Raw genomic sequence first — 18,468 nt, forward strand, 5'->3', positions numbered from 1 at the left:
GGCCGCGTTCCTCCCCCTGCTTCAGCGGCGCTTCTGGGAGAGCCGCAAGACGTCGGCGGCCAGGCGAACGGCCGCCTGCCGGGTGGCGCTCGCGAGGAGTTCGGTGCGGATCGAGCCGCCGGCCGCGAGGTGCCGGTCGTAGGGCAGGACCTGGACGCGCGCGCCGGTCATTTTCAGCCGCTCGGCGGCCTTCTCCACGTCCAGCCCCGTGTGCGGGACCAGCTCGGTCAGCGCGACGACGGTCCCGTCGATGACATGCCTCGGCAGCCCGCGTATCCACTCGAGGACCGCGTAGGTGGTCTGGATTCCCTCCAGGGTCGCGGGCACGGTCACCACGCGGGCCTGGGCGGCGGACAGCGCGGCCCGGGCGACCTCGGCGGGCAGGGTCTCGCAGTCGACGACGGTGACGCCGAAGTAGCGGCGCAGCGACACCATGACCCGTTCGTACGCCGTGACGTCGAGCATCGCGCCGATCTGGCCCTGACTGCCGGGCAGCAGCCAGGCGTTGTCCGGGAGCTGCACCAGGTAGCCGGTGACGTCGAGCAGCGACATCTGCGGCTCGACGATGCCCGCGACGTCGGTGGTGCTCCAGCGCAGGCTCTGAGCGCCGAGCCGCAACGGCAGCGATCCGAGCGCCGGGTCGGCCTCCACGATGAGAGTCGGGTCGTGCCGGTAATGGGCGTACGTCATGCCGAGCAGCGCGGCGACGGTCGTCTTCCCGGCGCCGCCGCGGATGGAGGTGACGGCGATCTGCCGACCGGTGGTCACGGCCTGCTGGAGCGCTTCGGCGGTCGCGGTGGACTCGGCGACCTCGCGGGCGGCGGAGGAGGAAACGGTGCGGCGCAGGGCGCGCAGGGCGCGGGTGGTGACGGGTTCCCCGTGGCGGGGCCCACGGCCGGCGGCGGCGAGCTGCTCGTCCACGACCGGGCGGGAGTCGGGGTGCGGGGGCGCGGGCCGGGGGTGGCGGGAGGCTGCGGAGGCTGAGGGGGTACGTACGCCTGCGGGGACTGCTGGGGGGTGTATGCCTGCGGGGGCTGTCCGGGGTGACCGTACGGCTGTGAAGGCTGCTGGGGGTGGCCGTACGGCTGCCCCTGCGCGGGTACGCCCGGCGGGACGGCATCAGCGGCGGGGGCGGGGGCGGCTGGGGCTGCGGACCGGTGGCGGGGGCGGGGGTCGGCTGGGGCTGCGGACCGGCGGCGGAGGCCGGCTGCGGACCGGTGGCGGGGGCAGGGGCCGACTGGGGCTGCGGACCGGCGGCGGAGGCCGGCTGCGGACCGGTGGCGGGGGCAGGGGCCGACTGGGGCTGCGGACCGGCGGCGGAGGCCGGCTGCGGACCGGTGGCGGGGGCAGGGGCCGACTGGGGCTGCGGACCGGCGGCGGAGGCCGGCTGCGGACCGGTGGCGGGGGCAGGGGCCGACTGGGGCTGCGGACCGGCGGCGGAGGCCGGCTGCGGACCGGCGGCGGAGGCCGGCTGCGGACCGGTGGCGGGGGCGGGGGCGGCTGGGGCTGCGGGCCGGCGGCGGGGGCGGGGGCGGCTGGGGCTGCGGACCGGTGGCGGAGGTCGGCTGCGGACCGGTGGCGGGGGCGGGGGTCGGCTGCGGCGTGTGCGGCCGGGGCCCCGGCCGCCCGGAGGCCGGGGTGCCCCTCAGGTCGCGCAGCACGTCGCTCTGCCAGTTGTCGCCGTTCGGCATGTCGCCCTTCTCTCCTCACCGCCCCGCCCGGAGCGGCCGCCGTGTGTCAGAACGTGTCGAGCAGCTGCCCGTAGATCCCGAAGACGCCGACGGCGAGCGGGAACAGTCCGATGACGCCGATGGACTCGATCAGATCGGCGATGCGCCGCAGCCGTACCCGCACGTGCTCCGGCGGCTCCACGGCGAGGACGAGCAGCGGCAGCACAGCGGCCGCGCACAGCACGACGAGCGGCCCCGCGCCCCCCACGTGGTCCATCCACAGCACCACCAGGCGTACGACGAGCAGCGCGGCGGCGACGAACAGCGCGACCACCTCGGCGACCAGCGGGAAGGCCCGGGCCCTGGACAGCAGGACGACGGCGACCAGCGATGCCAGGGTCACGGTCCAGACGGTCGGCCGGTGCGCGGTGGTCAGCAGCCAGCCTCCGGCGGCGGCCGAGGCCGCGGTGGCGATGGTGGCGAGGGCGAGCCCGCGATGGGTGGCGGCCAGGGCGTTGCCGACCTGGTGCCGGCTGACCGAGACCCCGCCGGCGCGCTTGTCGTCGAGCCCGGTGAGCCCGGAGGCCGTGAGCGCGAAACGGGGCAGCAGGCCGAGCAGCAGCACGGACAGCACGGCCATGACGGCGCCGAGGCGGTCGGGCCGGTCCTGGACGGCGGCGACCGCCTCCCAGACGACGGCGAGGACGACCGCCGCTCCCGCGCCGACGAGTCCGCCACGGCCGAGCGGCGAGAAGAACGCCAGCAGCACCAGCATGAGGACCAGCGCGGCGACGACCCCGGCGAGCCGGGCGGCGGCCGGCCAGCCGTAGGCGTCGGCGGCGGTCCAGGCGGCGAGCAGGCCGAGGCCGCCGGAGGCGATCAACAGGGCGGTGGCCAGGCCGCGGTTGCCGTCCCCGATCTTCGCCACGGCCGCCCCGGCGACGAGGAGGAGCACGCAGGCGGCCACGAGCCCGGTGGTGAGGGACGCCAGGGCGACCTCACGGCGGGCGAGCAGGGCGGTGATCACGGTGAAGGCGACGGTCGCCGTGCCGGCGCTGATCCGGCGGGCGGCGGGGCGCCAGCGCCAGGCGCGCAGATCGAGGTCGTCGGCGACCTGGTCGGTGACGTCGTGCACGACCGGCGCGGGGGGCGCCGCGTGCGCCCGTACGAGCTGGAGCACGGCACCGTCGGGGACCTCCGCGGAGGCGAGGGTGGCGTCGTGCGGCAGCACCGAGCCGTCGGAGGCGATCAGTTGCCGGGTCATGGGGCGGGAGGCGGCCCGGTCGTCGAGCAACCGCAGGATGTCGGGGAGCAGTTGGCCGATCGGGGCGTCCGACGGCAGGACGATGTCGGCTCGCCGTCGCTCGCCGGCCAGGGTGACCCGGCTCAGCCGGCCCCGGGAAGTCGTTGCTGTGCTCACCACTTACGGGAACCTATCATCGCGACGACGTTCGAATCGGGCCTTCCACAGGGGACTTTCGCGCGGGCGCCGAGTGGTACGACTGCTGTTGCCGCTGCTCCTGTCTCTTCTGTTCGGCCTTCTGCTTGGCCAGTGTTGCCTGGAGGAAGGACCAGCCGACGCATCCGGCGCACAGAACGGCGGCGATGGCGATGCCGGCGAACATCTTGCCGAGCCGCTCGTCCGTCGTGCGCCGGCCGCGCTGGGCGCCGAACAGCAGCGCGTCCCGTATCCGCCGGCGGCGCACCGCCACCGACTCCAGCAGCTGACTGTCGTAGTCCCGTGCCATGGAGTTCGTCCTGTGTACTCGTCGTTGCCGGCGGACCGTCAGTCATCGGCGGTGAGGCCGAGGTACTGCCGCATGGTGGCGTACTTGCGGGTGAGCCGCTCCGCGGTGGGGGCGTCGAGGGCGGCGAGCCGCTGCGGATCCGCGTTGTGGGCGAGGTCGGCGGCCTTCACCAGACGGGCCCCGGGGGTGGCGAGGATGCGCCGCGCGTACGCCTGCGGGTCCTCCCCGGGCCGCTTGGTGACGGCCCGTACGACGGCCTTCGTCGTGGGGGACAAGGGGGCGGTGTCGAGCCACTCCTCGCTGAGGACGCCGTCCTCCACGGAGTCGTGCAGCCAGGCGGCGGCGACGAGTTCGTCTCCCCCGCCGCGGGCGCGCACACCCTCGGCGACGGCCGCGAGGTGCTCGGCGTAGGGCCGTCCGGCCTTGTCCTTCTGCGCGGAGTGCGCGGCGCGGGCGACGGCCTCGACCTCGGCCGGTGTCATGAGCGACATGACAGCCTCCCCCTGACTCTTCTTCCGCAACATATGGCATGACCGAGCAGGGAGTACACCCGCGCCGGCCACCGCGGGCGCGCCCTCGGACGCGCCTCCTCAGCGCACCGCCTGCGCCGTCGCCGCCTCCCGGCAGATCAGGAGCAGCGCCCGGTCGTCGTTCACGTCCTTCGCGACCGCCTCGATGAGGTGCCAGGCCGCGCCGCGGAAGCCGCCCGTGACATAGCGGTCGGCCTCGCCCATGAGGCGGTCCATGCCTTCCACGATGTCGCGGTCGGACGTCTCCACCAGGCCGTCCGTGAACAGCATCAGCACGTCGCCGGGGCGCAACGTCCCCTTCACGGAGTCGAACTGGGCGCCGTCGTAGACGCCGAGGAGCGGTCCCTCGGCCGCCTTCTCCTCCCAGCGGCCGGTGCCCGCGCTGAGCTGCAGGCCCGGCGGGTGTCCGGCGGAGTAGAGCTCGTAGTCGCCGGACTCCAGGTCCAGGACCAGGTGGATGGAGGTCGCGAACCCCTCGTCCCAGTCCTGACGGAGGAGGTAGCCGTTCGCTGCGGGCAGGAACGCGTGCGGTGGGAGCGATCCCAGCAGTCCGCCGAACGCCCCGGACAGCAGCAGTGCCCGCGAACCGGCGTCCATGCCCTTGCCGGAGACGTCGGTGAGGACGACCTCCAGTGTGCGGCCGCCGTTGGTGCGGGCCGCCACCACGAAGTCGCCGGAGAAGGACTGCCCGCCTGCCGGTCTGAGCGCCATCTCACGGTGCCAGCCCAGCGGCAGCTTCGGCAGCTTGCTCTGGACCCGGATGCGTTCCCGCAGGTCGAAGAGCATGGTCCCGCCGCGCCGCCACGGCACCCCGACCCGGCTGCGGAACTGCGCGATCAGCAGGCCGAAGAGGCCGCAGGCCGCGACCACGAGCACGGTGCCCGGAGTGACCCGGGACGGCCCCTCGGTGTAGGGGCCGAGTCTGACGGACTCGACGATCAGCGCGGTCGCGGCCGCGGCGTACAGGCCGAGCAGGCTGGAGGGGCGCAGCAGCAGGCCGCCGGCGACGATGGGGAGGACCAGGACGGCCGGTGAGCACCAGACGGGGTCGGCCAGGGTGACCGCCGCGATCAGCGGGATCGTCAGCAGCAGGCCGGCCAGCGCGACCCAGTCCGAACCGTCCCCGCGGAAGTAGTCCACGGCGGATCGGCGCACGCCGGTGCGGGCCCGGTGCCACTGCTTCCTCAACCGGGCCGTGAACGTCTCGGCTTCCGCGCGCCGCTCTCGTCCTGCTGCCATTGTCCGGGACCCTATCCATCGGACCAGCCCCTTGGCACGGGAGGTCCCACTTGTCCCCCGTCCGAGCGCTGAACTTCACAGGAAGCGGCGCCCCGTAACGCGGGGGAAATTCCCTCGCTCGCCCCGCATTGCCCTGATAGGCATGGCACATGACGACGGACGTGCGGGTGCTGCGGCAGGACGAGTGGGACACGTGGTACGACAACCTGGTCCGGGCCTTCGGCGGCGCGGACCAAGCACCCGAAGAACGCGCGTTGGATCGCGAACTCACCGAATTCGATCGATCCCTGGGCGTGTGGGACGGAACCACATGTGTGGGCACTGCGGGCGCCTTCAGCTTCCGTCTCACCGTCCCCGGCGGCGCCTCCGTCCCCGCGGCGGGCGTCACCATGGTGAGTGTGGCGGCCACGCACCGCCGGCGCGGGGTGCTGACCTCGATGATGCGCCGGCAGCTGGACGACGTCCGCTCCTGGGGGGAGCCGCTGGCGGTGCTGACCGCCTCAGAGCCCGCGATCTACGGCCGGTTCGGGTACGGCGCGGCGACGTTCCAGCTGGGCGCCGAGATCGACACGAGCCGCGTCGAGCTGTCCGTTCCGGCCGGCACGGATGACGTACGACTGCGGTACGCGGCCCCCGCCGACGTGCTCGACGCCTGTGAGGCGGTGTACGCACGGCTGGTGCCCGGCCGTCCCGGCATGCTGGAGCGGCGGCCGGGCTGGGAGTGGGCGGGGCTGCTGGACCCGGCGAGCGAGCGGGACGGCGCGTCCGCGTTGCAGTGCGTGGTCGCCGAGCGCGGGGGCGAGATCACGGGGTACGCCCGCTTCCGCACCAAGCTCGGCTGGGGGGCCGCCGGGCACGACGGGACGGTGACCCTGGTGAACCGGGCCGCGCTCGACCCGGCGACGGATGCGGCGCTGTGGCGCTTCCTGTTCGGCATCGACCTGACGACGACGCTGGTCGTACGCGCGCGGCCGGTCGACGACGCCTGGCAGCACCTGGTGTCCGACGTCCGGCGGTGCCGGCCCCGGCTGAGGGATGCCCTCCATCTGCGTCTCGTCGATGTCGGTGCGGCCCTGGAGGCACGGACGTACCAGGCGCCCGTGGACGTGGTGTTCGAGGTCGAGGACGCCTTCTGTGCCTGGAACGAAGGGCGTTGGCGGCTGACCGGCGACGCGAAGGGAGCCTCGTGTGCGCGTACGGCGGACGCGGCCGATCTCGCCCTGTCGGTACGGGAGTTGGGGGCCGCCTATCTGGGCGGGGTGTCGCTCACGTCCCTGGCCGCGGCCGGCCGGGTACGGGAGCTGCGGCAGGGGGCGCTGGCCGAGGCGTCCCTGGCGTTCGGCTCGGTGGTGGCGCCGTGGCTGTCGCACGGGTTCTAGGCCGGTTCCAGGCCGCGGGGTGCGAGAGGCTGTGTGAGCCCTACGAGGGCGCCTATGACCTCTGGCAGCCGGGGCACCAGAACAGGTTGCGGGCGGCGAGCGAGGCGGTGCGGATCTCGCCGCCACAGAGGTGGCAGGGCAGGCCGGCCCTGCGGTACACGTACACCTCGCCGCCGTGGTCGTCGACGCGCGGCGGGCGGCCCATGGCCTCGGGGGTGTGTTCGGGCCGCACGGTGTCGATGCGGTTGGTGCGGACGCCCTCGCGCATCAGGGCGACGAGGTCGGCCCAGATCGCGTCCCACTCGGCGGGCGTGATGTCCTTGCCGGGCCGGTAGGGGTCTATGCCGTGCCGGAAGAGGACCTCGGCGCGGTAGACGTTGCCGACCCCCGCGATGACCTTCTGGTCCATGAGCAGGGCGGCGATGCTCGTCCGGCTGCGGCGGACCCGCCGGTGGGCGGCCTCCGGGTCGGCGTCGACGCGCAGCGGGTCGGGGCCGAGGCGGCCGTGGACCGCGGTCTTCTCCTCGCCGGTGACCAGCGCGCAGGTGGTGGGGCCGCGCAGGTCGACGTACGCGGTGGGGTTCGCCAGACGCAGGCGGACCGTGTCGGTGGGCGGGGGCGCGGGGGCGTCGCCGAAGGCGACCTTGCCGAACAGGCCTAGGTGGATGTGCACCCAGTCGGCGCCGCGGAAGCCGAGGAAGAGGTGCTTGCCGTGGGCGTCGGCTGTGTGCAGCTCGGCCCCGTCGAGGAGGGCGGCGGCGTCGGCGAACTTGCCCTGGGGGCTGGTGACGGCGACCGCGCCGCCGGCGAACCGCGCCGCGTAGTCCCGGGCCAGCCGGTGGATGGTGTGCCCCTCTGGCACGGCTTCCCTCAACCTTCCACAACAGCGGAGCGCGCCGGGGGGGCACCACCGCCCCCTGGCTCCGCCCTGCATCTGACCTGCCGGTTCTCAGCCCTGCGGGTGGTGCGGGGGGATCGGCGGCAGCGTGCCCGTGGTCTCGTACGAGGACAGCATGTCGATGCGCCGCGCATGCCGCTCGTCGCCCGAGAACGGCGTGTTCAGGAACGTCTCGACGAACTTCGTCGCCTCTTCCACCGTGTGCATCCGGGCGCCCACGGCGACGACGTTCGCGTTGTTGTGCTGCCGGCCCAGTGAGGCCGTCTCCTCGCTCCAGGCGAGGGCCGCACGCACGCCCTTCACCTTGTTCGCGGCGATCTGCTCCCCGTTGCCGGAGCCGCCGATGACGATGCCGAGGGCGTCGGGGTCCGCGGCGGTGCGCTCCGCGGCGCGGAGGCAGAACGGCGGGTAGTCGTCCTGGGCGTCGTAGATGTGGGGCCCGCAGTCGACGGGCTCGTGCCCGGCGGCCTTGAGCCACTCGACGAGGTGGTTCTTCAGTTCGAAACCGGCATGGTCGGAGCCGAGGTACACGCGCATGGTCCGAGTGTGTCACGTCCGTCGCGGCTCGGCCTCGCGGGGTGACAGCCAGGAAAACGTGTGAGCTGCACCATAGAACCTCAAGAAAACCTCAAGTAACAATCCGGATTCAAAGGTTCCCGAAATTGTTCGCCTCAGATTCACTGGACCGGCTCGTACACCGCTCGTACGAGCCCCCGTACTTCCGCTCGTGCGGGGCAGAAGGTGTCCGTCCGTACGTGTGTCCCCTCTTGTTTCCCGTACACCCGGCGCAAAGGAATCACCCTTTATGACTTCGCAGCCGACCCCCACCCAGGCCGGAAACGCATCCGGCCGCCCCGGAGAACCCGGCGGCGGCCTTCAGGCAGGACTCAAGAACCGTCATCTGTCGATGATCGCCATCGGTGGCGTCATCGGCGCCGGCCTGTTCGTCGGATCCAGCTCCGGCATCGCCACCGCCGGCCCCGGCATCCTGCTCTCGTACGCTCTCGTCGGCACGCTCGTGGTGCTGGTGATGCGGATGCTGGGCGAGATGTCCGCCGCGAACCCCACCTCGGGCTCCTTCTCCGCGCACGCGGACCGGGCGCTCGGCCGCTGGGCCGGTTTCTCGATCGGCTGGCTGTACTGGTTCTTCTGGGTGGTCGTGCTGGCCGTGGAGGCCACCGCGGGCGCCAAGATCCTCTCCGGATGGGTCCCGGCCGTGCCGCAGTGGGGCTGGGCGCTCATCGTCATGATCGTGCTGACCGCGACCAACCTGGTCTCCGTCGGCTCCTACGGTGAGTTCGAGTTCTGGTTCGCCGGGATCAAGGTCGTGGCGATCGGCGCGTTCATCGTCGTCGGCGCCCTCGCCGTCTTCGGGGTGCTGCCGGGCGTCCACAGCGACAAGGCGAGCCTGGGCAACCTGACCGGTCAGGGCGGCTTCCTGCCCCACGGACCCGGCGCCATCCTCACCGGTGTGCTGCTGGTCGTGTTCTCCTTCATGGGCAGCGAGATCGCCACGCTGGCGGCCGGCGAGTCGGAGGACCCGCAGCGGGCGGTCACCAAGTCCACGAACAGCATCATCTGGCGAATCGCCGTCTTCTACCTGGGCTCGATCTTCGTGGTCGTCTCGCTGCTGCCGTGGAACGACCCGTCGATCAAGGACAAGGGCTCCTACGTCGCCGCCCTGGACTCCCTCGGCATCGCGCACGCCGGCCAGATCATGAACGTCATCGTGCTGACGTCGGTGCTGTCCTGTCTGAACTCCGGGCTCTACACGGCCTCCCGCATGGCCTTCTCGCTGGGCCAGCGGGGTGACGCTCCCAAGGCGTTCGCGCGGACCACGTCCCGGGGTGTGCCGATGGCCGCGATCGTCGCGTCCGTCGTCTTCGGCTTCGTCGCCGTCTTCTTCAACTACAAGTTCCCGGACTCGGTCTTCCTCTTCCTGGTCAACTCCAGTGGCGCGGTGGCCCTGTTCGTGTGGCTGGTCATCTGCTTCTCGCAGCTGCGGATGCGGAAGATCATCCAGCGCGAGGCGCCGGAGAAGCTGCTCGTCAAGATGTGGCTGTACCCGTACCTGACCTGGGCGACGGCCGCGCTGATCGTGTTCGTCCTCGGCTACATGCTGACCGACACCGAGCACGACGGACGTGAGACGGTGCTGCTGTCGCTGCTCGTCGCCGCCGTGGTGCTGGTGATCGCCGTGGTGAAGGAGCGGATCGCGGGCAACCGCACGGCCGCCCCCACCGAGGCACCGGCCGACAAGGTATCCGTCGGCTGATCCGCGCCCCTCGGAACATGGCCGCATAACTTGACGGAACCTGTCAGGTTATGCGGCCATCATGCGTGGCATGACCTACACGGACAACCCCGCAGACCTGACCCTGCTCCGCCCCGGCGACGCCGGCTACGACGACGAACTCGCCGGGTTCCAGACCGGGTTCACCCAACGGCCCTCGGTGATCGCAGCCGTCCGGTCGACCGCGGACGTGGTGGCCGCCGTACGGTACGCGGCCGCCGAAGAGCTGCCGGTGGGCGTGCAGGCCACCGGACACGGGCTGCCCGGGGGCTACGAGGGCGGGCTGCTCATCACGACCCGGCGGCTGGACGGGCTCGCCGTCGATCCCGAGGCGCGTACGGTCCGCGTGCAGGCGGGGGTGCGCTGGGGGCAGGTGGTCGCGGCGGCCGAGCCGTACGGGCTGGCACCGCTCAACGGCTCGGCACCGGGCGTGGGCGCGGTGTCGTACACCCTGGGCGGCGGACTCGGCATCCTCGCGCGGGAGTTCGGGTACGCGGCAGACCATGTGCGGTGGCTGGAGGTCGTCACCGCCGACGGCGAACTCCGCCGTGTCACCCCGGAGTCCGACCCCGACCTGTACTGGGCGTTGCTGGGCGCGGGGCAGAACTTCGGCATCGTGACCGAGCTGGAGATCGGCCTGGTTCCGGTGCGGACGCTGTACGGCGGCTCGCTCGCCTTCGACGGGCGCGAGGTGGACCCCGCGGCCGTGCTGCGCGCGTACGAGGCGTGGACGCGGACCGTGCCGGACTCGCTGACCTCTTCCTTCGCCGCCGTACCGTACCCGGACCTGCCCGCGCTGCCGCCCCACCTGCGCGGCCGGTACCTCGTCTCGATCAGGATCGCCCACACGGGCGCCGACGGCGAACGGCTCACGGCCCCGCTGCGGGAGATCGGGCCGGTGCTGTCGGACTCGCTGCGCGAGATGCCGTACGCCGAGAGCCACACCATCCACAGCGACCCGGACTTCCCGCACGCCTACTACGGCGACAGCGCGGTGCTGCGGGAGCTGGACGTCGAACGGGCCGGGGAACTGCTGAAGCGGACCGGGCCCGAGGCGGGCCAGATGTGTGTGGTGCAGGTCAACCACCTGGGCGGGGCGCTGGCCCGGCCCGCGCCGAACGCGGTGCCGTACCGCGAGGGGCGGTTCCTGGTGCGGCTGTTGACCGTGGGGGACCGTGAGCGGGCGCGGGCCGTACTGGACCCGGCGTTCGCCCTGCTGGCGGACGATCGACTGGGCCGCTCGCTGAACTTCGCCTTCGGGTCCGGGGACCGGGGTGCCGGACTGTACGACCCGGAGACGCGGAAGAGGCTCGCCGGGCTGAAGGAGACTTACGACCCGGCGAACCTCTTCCGCAGGAACTACGGCGTCAGCGCTTGCTGACGAACTTCCAGGCGGTGGGCAGCGCGCCCATCGCCAGGGCGGCCTTGAGGGCGTCACCGATCAGGAACGGGGTGAGGCCGGCCGCGACCGCCTGGGAGAAGGAGAGGTGGGCCGCCAGCGCCAGGTAGGGGACGCCGACCGCGTAGATGATCGCCTCGCCGAGGATCATCGTGCCCGCCATGCGCAGCGGGGAGCGGTCGGCGCCGCGGCGGGCCAGGGCGCCCACGGCCGCCGAGGCGAGCAGCATGCCGATCACGTAGCCGAAGGAGACGGCCCCCGCGCCGGAGGCGCCGCCCGCGAACCACGGCACGCCGGCCACACCGGCGAGCGCGTACAGGGCGAGGAGAGGAAGCCGCGGCGGGCCCCGAGCGCGGTGCCGACGAGCAGCGCGGCGAAGGTCTGGCCGGTCACCGGCACCGGGGACCCGGGCACCGGGACCGACAGCTGGGCCGCGAGGCCGGTGAGCACGGCGCCGCCGAGGACGAGGGCCGCGTCGCGGACGCGGGACGTCGGCAGCAGGTCGGCGAGGACCGTGCCGGGGCGGGCGAGGGTGGTGGCGGTGCTCATGGGGACTCCGCGGGGTGGTGTGGACACGTCGGGACAGCGTGACGCTATCCCAGCGCCCTCGAGCGGATCACCATCGGCGATCGACAAAGGGTGGAACGGCGCGTTCATGCACTTCGCACAAAGGGTGGTCCTTACACATGGTCAGGCGTGAGACCGGTCACTGAGATGAAGACGTTCCCCTCACGCTCCGGTAACGACCGGGAACTGTAGGGTCCCGCCAAAGCCCCGAGGGGCTCGTCTCGCCCGTCGGTCGCCGTCTGGGCAGCGGTGGGCCGTTTTGCTAGCTTCGAGCACATGGTTGCCCAGGCCCGGAACTTCACGTCGCGTCGCTATGTCGACCTGCGACGCCAGGGCACGGCCACCTGTCGCCGCCCGGTGTAGGGGCGGGCTCCGGCGCGCCTCGAGCCTTCCGAGACGTGTCGGCCCCGTTCCCGAGGACGGTTCTCCATGCCCCGTACCGCGGCATCCACTCTTGTCTCCCCCGTTCCCCGTGCCGCCGACAGCGACCGGCGGCGTACCAGCGCCAGCGTCGTGCTGCGGTCCGTGCTGGAGCACGGACCGGTGGCGCGCAGCACCGTCGCCCGGCTGACCGGGCTGTCGCCCGCGTCCGTGACCGAGCACTGTGCCCGGCTGACCGGGCTCGGGCTGATCCGTGAGGAGGCGGCCCCGCGCCGCTCGAACGGGGTGGGCCGGCCGCATGTGCCCGTCGATCTCGACACCGGGCGGTTCCTGGTCTGCGGGGTGCATGTGGCCGTGCCGTACACCACGGTCGCGCTGCTCGATCTGCGCGGCCGCGTCGTGGCGCAACGGGAGGTGAAGCACGAGCGGACGGACCCCGGCTGGGTGCTGGCCCGGGCCGCGGAGGGACTCGCGGGACTTCTCGGTGAGGCGCCCGGCCGCGGGCCGCTGGGGGTCGGGGTCGCGGTCGGCGGCTGGGTGGACCGGGAGACGGGCACCGTGGTCGAGCACGAGCTGCTGGGCTGGCGCGAGGTGCCGGTGCGGGAGCTGCTCGAGGCCCGTACCGGGCTGCCGGTCCATGTGGACGGGCACGCGCGCGCGTTGGTCAACGGGGAGCGGCTGTTCGGGCGGGCCCGGGGCAGCCGCAGCGTGCTGCACCTGTTCGTGGGCAACGTGGTCGACGCGGCCTTCGCCACCAATGACGAGGTGCACCACGGGCCCCGCTCCCAGGCGGGGTCGATCGCCCACCTTCCGGTGCCGGGCGGCACCGAGCCGTGCGCGTGCGGCCGTATCGGCTGCCTCCAAGTGGAGCTGAGCGAGCGGACGTTGTGCCGACGGGCCCGGGCAGCCGGGGTGATCGACGGGGTGAACCCGATGCACGTGGTGACCGCGGCGGCGGCCGGGGACGCGGTGGCGCGGCGGCTGCTGAGGGAACGGGCCCGGACGACCGGGTGGGCGGCCGGGCTGCTGCTGGACGTCCTGAACCCGGAGACGGTCGTGGTGACCGAGGTGGGTGTCATGCACTTCGAGGACTGCTTGCACGCACTGCGGGAAGCGGCCGGAATACGCCGGGCGGCGGCCGTCGTGCCGACCAGTTTCCCGGATTCCGTGCTTGCGGTCGCGGGCGGCTCCGTGGTTCTCGACGTGCTGTTCCGGGACCCACTGGGCGCGTCACCTGAGGCTATTTAATTCAGAAACTCGGAATGTTGACAGGGGTCGTCCATGGCCGGGAACATCCTGCTCATGAACCCGCTCACGAGCTGTCGCACCCTCTGTTGCTGACACATTGCCGCGCATGAAGCGCGTGTTTCCGTCTGCGTGAGTTCACTTCTTCCGGCACCCTTCCCGTCCGGGATTCCCCACTTCCGGCATGCGGCCCGCCCGGAATTCCTCCTGCTTTTGTGCTCTGTCCCGCTCCGTGCATCCAGGGAGTCCTCCCATGCCTTCTCCATCTGTTTCCGGTCTCGACCGCCGCCTGTTTCTCACCTCCCTGCTCGGGGCGTCCGCCGCCGTGGCCGGGCTCAGCGGCTGCGCGGGCGGCAGTGCCGCCGCCGACACCGAGGGCGCCGCCACCGAGCCGCTCGCCGACAAGGTCCCGGCCGGCACCAGCCTGAAGATCGCCTCGTACCAGAACCAGCAGCAGTTGCAGTTCAAGCTGGCGAGGCTGCCCGAGCTGCCGTTCACGGTGTCGAGCTGGGTGAACATCGGGGCCGGCCCCGACGTGATCAACGCGTTCCGCGCCAAGTCGCTGGACCTCGCCAACAACGCGGGCATCCCGCCCATCCAGGCGCACTACCAGGGCTTCGCCGCGAAGATCGTGGCGATCGACATCACCCGCAAGCCCAACTACCTCTTCGCCACCAAACCCGGCAGCGACATCCGCACCGTCGAGGACTTCAAGGGCAAGAGGCTGGCCTTCTCCCAGGGCCAGGCGCAGGGCGTCGTACTGCTGCGGGCGCTGAAGAAGGCGGGCCTGAAGTACTCCGACGTGAAGTTGGTCCCGCTGACCAGCAACCAGTTCCTCACCGCCCTGCAGTCCGGGCAGGTGGACGTGGCCCCGCTCGGCAACAACCAGGCACCCGCCTATCTGAAGCAGTACGGGTCCAAGGGCGCCCACACCGTCACCACCGACGTGGTCGACCTGCTGAACCTGCTGTGGGCGCCGCAGTCCGTGCTCAACGACCCGGCCAAGGCCGCCGCGATCGCCGCGTACATCCCCCAGTGGGCCCAGGCCCAGGTGTGGACGTACGAGCACCCGGACGTCTGGGACGAGGAGTTCTACGTCAAGACGCAGAACCTGACCCTCGAGCAGGCCAAGTCCATCACCGCGCTCGCCAACAAGCCGCTGTTCCCGGCCGGCTGGGACGAGGCGATCAAGTGGGAGCAGGAGACCGCCGATCTGCTCGCCGAGGGCGGCTTCGTGAAGAAGTTCGACGTCTCCTCGCTCTTCGACCACCGCTTCGAGTCCATCGCCGCCACGGCCGTACCGGCGGAGTACCGGAGGTGAGCGCCGTGACCGCGACGACGGCAGCCGTGGCGGCGACGGCCGTCGAGGAACTCCCCCAGGTCCGTCGGCGCCGCCGGCTCTCCCCCGGGCGTCACCTGCCCGCCGCCCGGCTCATCGGCCCGCTGGTGGTCCTCGCCCTGTGGTCCGCCGCCTCGGCCGCGGGAGCGCTCGACCAGGGTGCCGTCCCGGCGCCCTGGACGGTGCTGAGGACGGCCGGCCACCTGTGGACGGACGGCACGCTGTCCACGGATGTGCTGACCTCGCTGAAGCGGGCCGCGTACGGCTTCGCGATCGGCCTGACCGCGGGCGTGCTGCTGGCGCTCGCCTCGGGGCTCAGCCGGGTGGGGGAAGCGCTGATCGACGGGACCGTGCAGCTCAACCGGGCGATCCCGACCCTCGGTCTTATCCCGCTGTTCATCCTCTGGCTGGGCATCGGCGAGACCTTCAAGATCGCCACCATCGCGATCGTCGTCTACATCCCCATCTACCTGAACACGCACTCCGCGTTGTCCGGCATCGACAGCCGGTACGTCGAACTCGCCGAAGTGCAGGGCCTGTCGAGGTTCACCTTCGTCCGGCAGGTGGTGATCCCCGGCGCGCTCCCCGGATTCTTCGTGGGACTCCGGCTCGGCGTGACCGGCTCCTGGCTGGGCCTGGTGGTCCTGGAGCAGATCAACGCAACCAGCGGCCTCGGCTACATGATGTTCCAGGCGCAGAACTACGGCCAGACCGACGTCATCCTGGTCGGCCTGCTGATCTACGGCGTCTTCGGCCTGGTCTCCGACAGCGTGGTCCGTCTCATCGAACGGAGGGTGCTGTCGTGGCGACGCACACTGAGCAGCTGACCCGGCCCGCCGTCCGACTGCGGAGCCTGACCCGGTCGTTCGACGGCCGTACGGTCCTCGACGGCATCGACCTCGACCTGCCCGCCGGACAGTTCACCGCCCTGCTCGGGCACAGCGGCTCGGGCAAGTCCACCCTGCTGCGGGCCGTCGCCGGACTCGACCACGGGGTCGTCGGCAGAGGGCGGCTCACCGCACCCGAGCGGGTCTCGGTGGTCTTCCAGGACTCCCGGCTGCTGCCCTGGCGCCGCGTTCTGGACAACGTCCTGCTGGGCCTGAACGGCAAGGAGGCCGAGGAGCGCGGCCGGGCCGCCCTCGCGGAGGTGGGCCTGAAGGGCCGCGAGCGGGCCTGGCCGGGTGAGCTGTCCGGCGGTGAGGCCCAGCGGGCCGCGCTGGCCCGCTCCCTGGTCCGCGAGCCCGAGCTCCTGCTGGCCGACGAGCCGTTCGGGGCACTGGACGCACTCACCCGGATCAGGATGCACAACCTGCTGCGCGAGCTGTGGAAGCGCCATCGGCCCTCCGTGCTGCTCGTGACCCACGACGTGGACGAGGCGATCGTGCTCGCCGACCGCGTCCTCGTCCTGGACCAGGGCCGTATCGGCCTCGACCTGACCATCGACCGCCCGCATCCGCGCTCCTACCGCGAGCCGGTCCTGGGCGAATACCGCGAGCGGCTGCTGGCCGCCCTGGGCGTCACGGAGGACCATCAGTGACACAGAGAAGGCTCCACCTCAACGCGTTCCTGATGAACACCGGTCACCACGAGGCCTCGTGGCGGCTCCCGGAGAGCGACCCCTACGCGCACGTCGCCCTCGCGCACTACGTCGACCTGGCGCGGACCGCCGAGCGCGGCACCTTCGACTCCCTCTTCCTCGCCGACGGCCCCCAGCTGTGGAACAACCTCGCCCAGCGGCCGGCCGGTGCCCTGGAACCGCTCACCCTGCTGACCGCGCTGGCGACGGCCACCGAGCACATCGGCCTGATCGCCACCGCCTCCACGTCCTACAACTCCCCGTACAACCTGGCCCGCAAGTTCGCCTCGCTGGACATCATCAGCGGGGGCCGGGCGGGCTGGAACATCGTCACCACCGCGGGCGCCGAGGCCGCGCGCAACTTCGGCCTGGACGCCGAGCCCGCACACGCCGAGCGCTACGCGCGCGCCGCCGAGTTCCTCGACGTGGCCCTCAAGCTCTGGGACAGCTGGGAGGACGACGCCATCGTCGCCGACGAGGCGACCGGAGTCTGGGGCGACGACAGCAAGATCCACCCGCCCCGGCACAAGGGTAGGTACTTCAGCGTCGCCGGCGCCCTCAACGTGCCGCGCACCCCGCAGGGTTACCCGCTGCTGGTGCAGGCGGGCTCCTCGGAGGACGGGAAGCGGTTCGCGGCACGGTACGCGGAGGCGGTGTTCACCGCCCAGCAGACCATCGAGGACGCGCAGGCCTTCTACGCCGACCTCAAGTCCCGCACCGAGCGGGCCGGACGCGACCCCGACCACATCAAGGTGCTGCCCGGCATCGTCCCCGTGCTCGGCTCGACCGAGGCCGAGGCCGGAGCCGCCGAGCAGCTCCTCGAGGACCACATCGTGTACGACCACGGGGTGGGCCGCCTGGAGAGCCTGCTGCACCTGGAGCCCGGGACCCTCGAGCTGGACGCCCTGCTCCCCGCCGATCTGCCGCCCGAGTCCGCCATCGAGGGCGCCAAGAGCCGCTACACGCTCGTCGTGGAGCTGGCCAGGCGCGAACGGCTGACCGTACGGCAGCTGATCGGGCGGCTCGGCGGCGGGCGCGGGCACCTGACCTTCGCGGGGACGCCCGAGCAGGTCGCCGACCAGATCGAGACATGGTTCACACAGGGAGCCGCCGACGGCTTCAACATCATGCCCGCGGTGCTGCCCTCCGGCCTGGAGGCGTTCGTCGAGCACGTCGTGCCGATCCTGCGCGCCCGCGGCCTGCTGCGCACGGAGTACGGCCCCCGCCAGACCCTGCGGGAGCGCTACGGCCTCCCCCGCCCCGCCAACCAGTATCTGACCCCCGCACTCGCCACCGCCTGAAAGGACCCGCCATGTCCATCGAGATCACCAAGGTCACCGCACGCATCGGCGCCCGGGTCTCCGGAGTCGACGTCACCAAGCCGCTCGACCAGGAGCAGGTCACCGCGATCCGCGAGGCCCTGAACGCCCACAAGGCACTCGTCTTCGACGCCGGGGACCTGGACGACGAGGGCCAGCAGGCCTTCGCCCGCCGGCTGGGCGACCTCACCACCGCCCACCCGACGGTCGGCGCCGTCGAGGGCGCCCCGAACGTGCTGCCCGTGGACAGCGAGCGGGGCCGCGCCAACCACTGGCACACCGACGTCACCTTCGTCCTCAACCCGCCGCAGGCCAGCACCCTGCGCTCGATCACGATCCCGCCCTACGGCGGCGAGACCCTGATCGCCAACGCGGCGGCGGCCTACCGCGACCTGCCGGAGCCGCTGCGCCGCCTGGCCGACACCCTGTGGGCCGAGCACACCAACGACTACGACTACGCGGTGCCGGAGGAGGAGATCGACGAGGAGAAGGCCGCCCAGCGCGCCCAGTTCACCTCGATCAAGTACCGCACCGCCCACCCCGTCGTCCGCGTCCATCCGCTGACCGGGGAGCGCGGGCTGTTCATCGGCGGCTTCGCGCAGCGGATCGTGGGCCTGTCGGCCGGCGAGTCCCGCAAGATCCTGGAGCTGCTCCAGGCGTACGTCACCCGCCCGGAGAACATCCTGCGCCACCGCTGGGCCCGGAACGAGCTGGTGCTCTTCGACAACCGGATCACCCAGCACTACGCCGTCGACAACTACGACGGGCAGCCGCGCCGGCTGCACCGGGTGACCGTCGCCGGTGACGTCCCGGTCGGCATCGAGGGCAAGGAGAGCTACTCGATCGAGGGCGACGCCTCGCACTACACGCCGGTCGCCGCGTAAT

General features: G+C 72.2%; 16 protein-coding genes and 1 pseudogene. 9 read left to right on the forward strand and 8 right to left on the reverse strand.

Annotated elements, in window-relative coordinates:
• Nucleotides 1-21: 21 nt before the first annotated feature.
• The 5 genes from N8I84_RS14345 to N8I84_RS14365 form a co-directional block, all read right to left on the reverse strand.
• Complete coding sequence (locus N8I84_RS14345; RefSeq protein WP_263229893.1) at nucleotides 22-921, reverse strand: MinD/ParA family ATP-binding protein; 900 nt, start codon at nucleotides 919-921, stop codon at nucleotides 22-24.
• 816 nt (nucleotides 922-1,737) lie between these two features.
• Nucleotides 1,738-3,093, reverse strand: a complete 1,356-nt coding sequence (gene eccD / locus N8I84_RS14350) for a type VII secretion integral membrane protein EccD (RefSeq protein ID WP_263229894.1) — start codon at nucleotides 3,091-3,093, stop codon at nucleotides 1,738-1,740.
• A 13-nt stretch (nucleotides 3,094-3,106) separates the two neighbouring features.
• Nucleotides 3,107-3,418: a hypothetical protein gene (locus N8I84_RS14355; RefSeq protein ID WP_263229895.1), complete on the reverse strand. Its 312-nt coding sequence runs from the start codon at nucleotides 3,416-3,418 to the stop codon at nucleotides 3,107-3,109.
• Nucleotides 3,419-3,456: 38 nt separating this feature from the next.
• Nucleotides 3,457-3,909: an HD domain-containing protein gene (locus N8I84_RS14360; protein ID WP_263229896.1), complete on the reverse strand. Its 453-nt coding sequence runs from the start codon at nucleotides 3,907-3,909 to the stop codon at nucleotides 3,457-3,459.
• 99 nt (nucleotides 3,910-4,008) lie between these two features.
• Complete coding sequence (locus N8I84_RS14365; protein WP_263229897.1) at nucleotides 4,009-5,187, reverse strand: PP2C family protein-serine/threonine phosphatase; 1,179 nt, start codon at nucleotides 5,185-5,187, stop codon at nucleotides 4,009-4,011.
• A gap of 149 nt (nucleotides 5,188-5,336) precedes the next feature.
• Here N8I84_RS14365 and N8I84_RS14370 point away from each other — a divergent pair, with 149 nt between their 5' ends.
• A complete protein-coding gene (locus tag N8I84_RS14370; protein WP_263229898.1) occupies nucleotides 5,337-6,566 on the forward strand; it encodes a GNAT family N-acetyltransferase in 1,230 nt (409 codons plus the stop codon).
• Between the two features lie 52 nt (nucleotides 6,567-6,618).
• Here N8I84_RS14370 and N8I84_RS14375 read toward each other — a convergent pair whose 3' ends face one another.
• Both N8I84_RS14375 and N8I84_RS14380 read right to left on the reverse strand, forming a co-directional pair.
• Nucleotides 6,619-7,428 (reverse strand): Fpg/Nei family DNA glycosylase, encoded by an 810-nt coding sequence (locus N8I84_RS14375; RefSeq protein ID WP_263229899.1) that lies wholly within the window; start codon nucleotides 7,426-7,428, stop codon nucleotides 6,619-6,621.
• A gap of 87 nt (nucleotides 7,429-7,515) precedes the next feature.
• Nucleotides 7,516-8,001, reverse strand: a complete 486-nt coding sequence (locus N8I84_RS14380; RefSeq protein ID WP_263229900.1) for a ribose-5-phosphate isomerase — start codon at nucleotides 7,999-8,001, stop codon at nucleotides 7,516-7,518.
• Nucleotides 8,002-8,269: 268 nt separating this feature from the next.
• On the opposite strand from N8I84_RS14380, the gene N8I84_RS14385 reads away from it, so the two are divergent.
• Entirely contained in the window at nucleotides 8,270-9,739 is a 1,470-nt protein-coding gene (locus N8I84_RS14385) for an amino acid permease (protein WP_263229901.1), read from the forward strand.
• Nucleotides 9,740-9,800: 61 nt separating this feature from the next.
• Entirely contained in the window at nucleotides 9,801-11,138 is a 1,338-nt protein-coding gene (locus N8I84_RS14390) for an FAD-binding oxidoreductase (RefSeq protein ID WP_390898891.1), read from the forward strand.
• Here N8I84_RS14390 and N8I84_RS14395 read toward each other — a convergent pair.
• A pseudogene (locus tag N8I84_RS14395) lies at nucleotides 11,125-11,705 on the reverse strand (biotin transporter BioY). The gene N8I84_RS14390 and the pseudogene N8I84_RS14395 overlap by 14 nt on opposite strands.
• Nucleotides 11,706-12,152: 447 nt before the next feature.
• Here N8I84_RS14395 and N8I84_RS14400 point away from each other — a divergent pair.
• The 6 genes from N8I84_RS14400 to N8I84_RS14425 all read left to right on the forward strand — a co-directional run bounded on the left by N8I84_RS14400 (nucleotide 12,153) and on the right by N8I84_RS14425 (nucleotide 18,467).
• Nucleotides 12,153-13,352, forward strand: coding sequence for an ROK family transcriptional regulator (locus tag N8I84_RS14400; protein ID WP_263229903.1), 1,200 nt, complete (start codon nucleotides 12,153-12,155; stop codon nucleotides 13,350-13,352).
• Nucleotides 13,353-13,602: 250 nt separating this feature from the next.
• Nucleotides 13,603-14,670 carry an ABC transporter substrate-binding protein gene (locus N8I84_RS14405; RefSeq protein ID WP_263229904.1) on the forward strand — a complete coding sequence of 356 codons (1,068 nt, stop codon included), beginning with the start codon at nucleotides 13,603-13,605 and terminating at the stop codon, nucleotides 14,668-14,670.
• A 5-nt stretch (nucleotides 14,671-14,675) separates the two neighbouring features.
• Nucleotides 14,676-15,515, forward strand: a complete 840-nt coding sequence (locus tag N8I84_RS14410; RefSeq protein ID WP_390898892.1) for an ABC transporter permease — start codon at nucleotides 14,676-14,678, stop codon at nucleotides 15,513-15,515.
• Nucleotides 15,491-16,225, forward strand: coding sequence for an ABC transporter ATP-binding protein (locus tag N8I84_RS14415; RefSeq protein WP_263229906.1), 735 nt, complete (start codon nucleotides 15,491-15,493; stop codon nucleotides 16,223-16,225). The genes N8I84_RS14410 and N8I84_RS14415 overlap by 25 nt, the downstream gene beginning before the upstream one ends.
• Entirely contained in the window at nucleotides 16,222-17,565 is a 1,344-nt protein-coding gene (locus N8I84_RS14420) for an LLM class flavin-dependent oxidoreductase (protein ID WP_263229907.1), read from the forward strand. The genes N8I84_RS14415 and N8I84_RS14420 overlap by 4 nt, the downstream gene beginning before the upstream one ends.
• 11 nt (nucleotides 17,566-17,576) lie before the next feature.
• A complete protein-coding gene (locus N8I84_RS14425; protein ID WP_263229908.1) occupies nucleotides 17,577-18,467 on the forward strand; it encodes a TauD/TfdA dioxygenase family protein in 891 nt (296 codons plus the stop codon).
• Nucleotide 18,468 lies beyond the last annotated feature (1 nt).

Source organism: Streptomyces cynarae (assembly GCF_025642135.1).
Taxonomy (GTDB): Bacteria; Actinomycetota; Actinomycetes; order Streptomycetales; family Streptomycetaceae; genus Streptomyces; species Streptomyces cynarae.

Excerpts from the sequence above, each read along its gene's own strand:
- N8I84_RS14400 (WP_263229903.1), top strand. The coding sequence starts at position 12,153 with ATGCCCCGTACCGCGGCATCCACTCTTGTCTCCCCCGTTCCCCGTGCC.
- N8I84_RS14370 (WP_263229898.1), top strand. The coding sequence starts at position 5,337 with ATGACGACGGACGTGCGGGTGCTGCGGCAGGACGAGTGGGACACGTGG.
- N8I84_RS14390 (WP_390898891.1), top strand. The coding sequence starts at position 9,801 with ATGCGTGGCATGACCTACACGGACAACCCCGCAGACCTGACCCTGCTC.
- N8I84_RS14405 (WP_263229904.1), top strand. The coding sequence starts at position 13,603 with ATGCCTTCTCCATCTGTTTCCGGTCTCGACCGCCGCCTGTTTCTCACC.
- N8I84_RS14385 (WP_263229901.1), top strand. The coding sequence starts at position 8,270 with ATGACTTCGCAGCCGACCCCCACCCAGGCCGGAAACGCATCCGGCCGC.
- N8I84_RS14425 (WP_263229908.1), top strand. The coding sequence starts at position 17,577 with ATGTCCATCGAGATCACCAAGGTCACCGCACGCATCGGCGCCCGGGTC.
- N8I84_RS14360 (WP_263229896.1), bottom strand. The coding sequence starts at position 3,909 with ATGTCGCTCATGACACCGGCCGAGGTCGAGGCCGTCGCCCGCGCCGCG.
- N8I84_RS14380 (WP_263229900.1), bottom strand. The coding sequence starts at position 8,001 with ATGCGCGTGTACCTCGGCTCCGACCATGCCGGTTTCGAACTGAAGAAC.
- N8I84_RS14355 (WP_263229895.1), bottom strand. The coding sequence starts at position 3,418 with ATGGCACGGGACTACGACAGTCAGCTGCTGGAGTCGGTGGCGGTGCGC.
- N8I84_RS14365 (WP_263229897.1), bottom strand. The coding sequence starts at position 5,187 with ATGGCAGCAGGACGAGAGCGGCGCGCGGAAGCCGAGACGTTCACGGCC.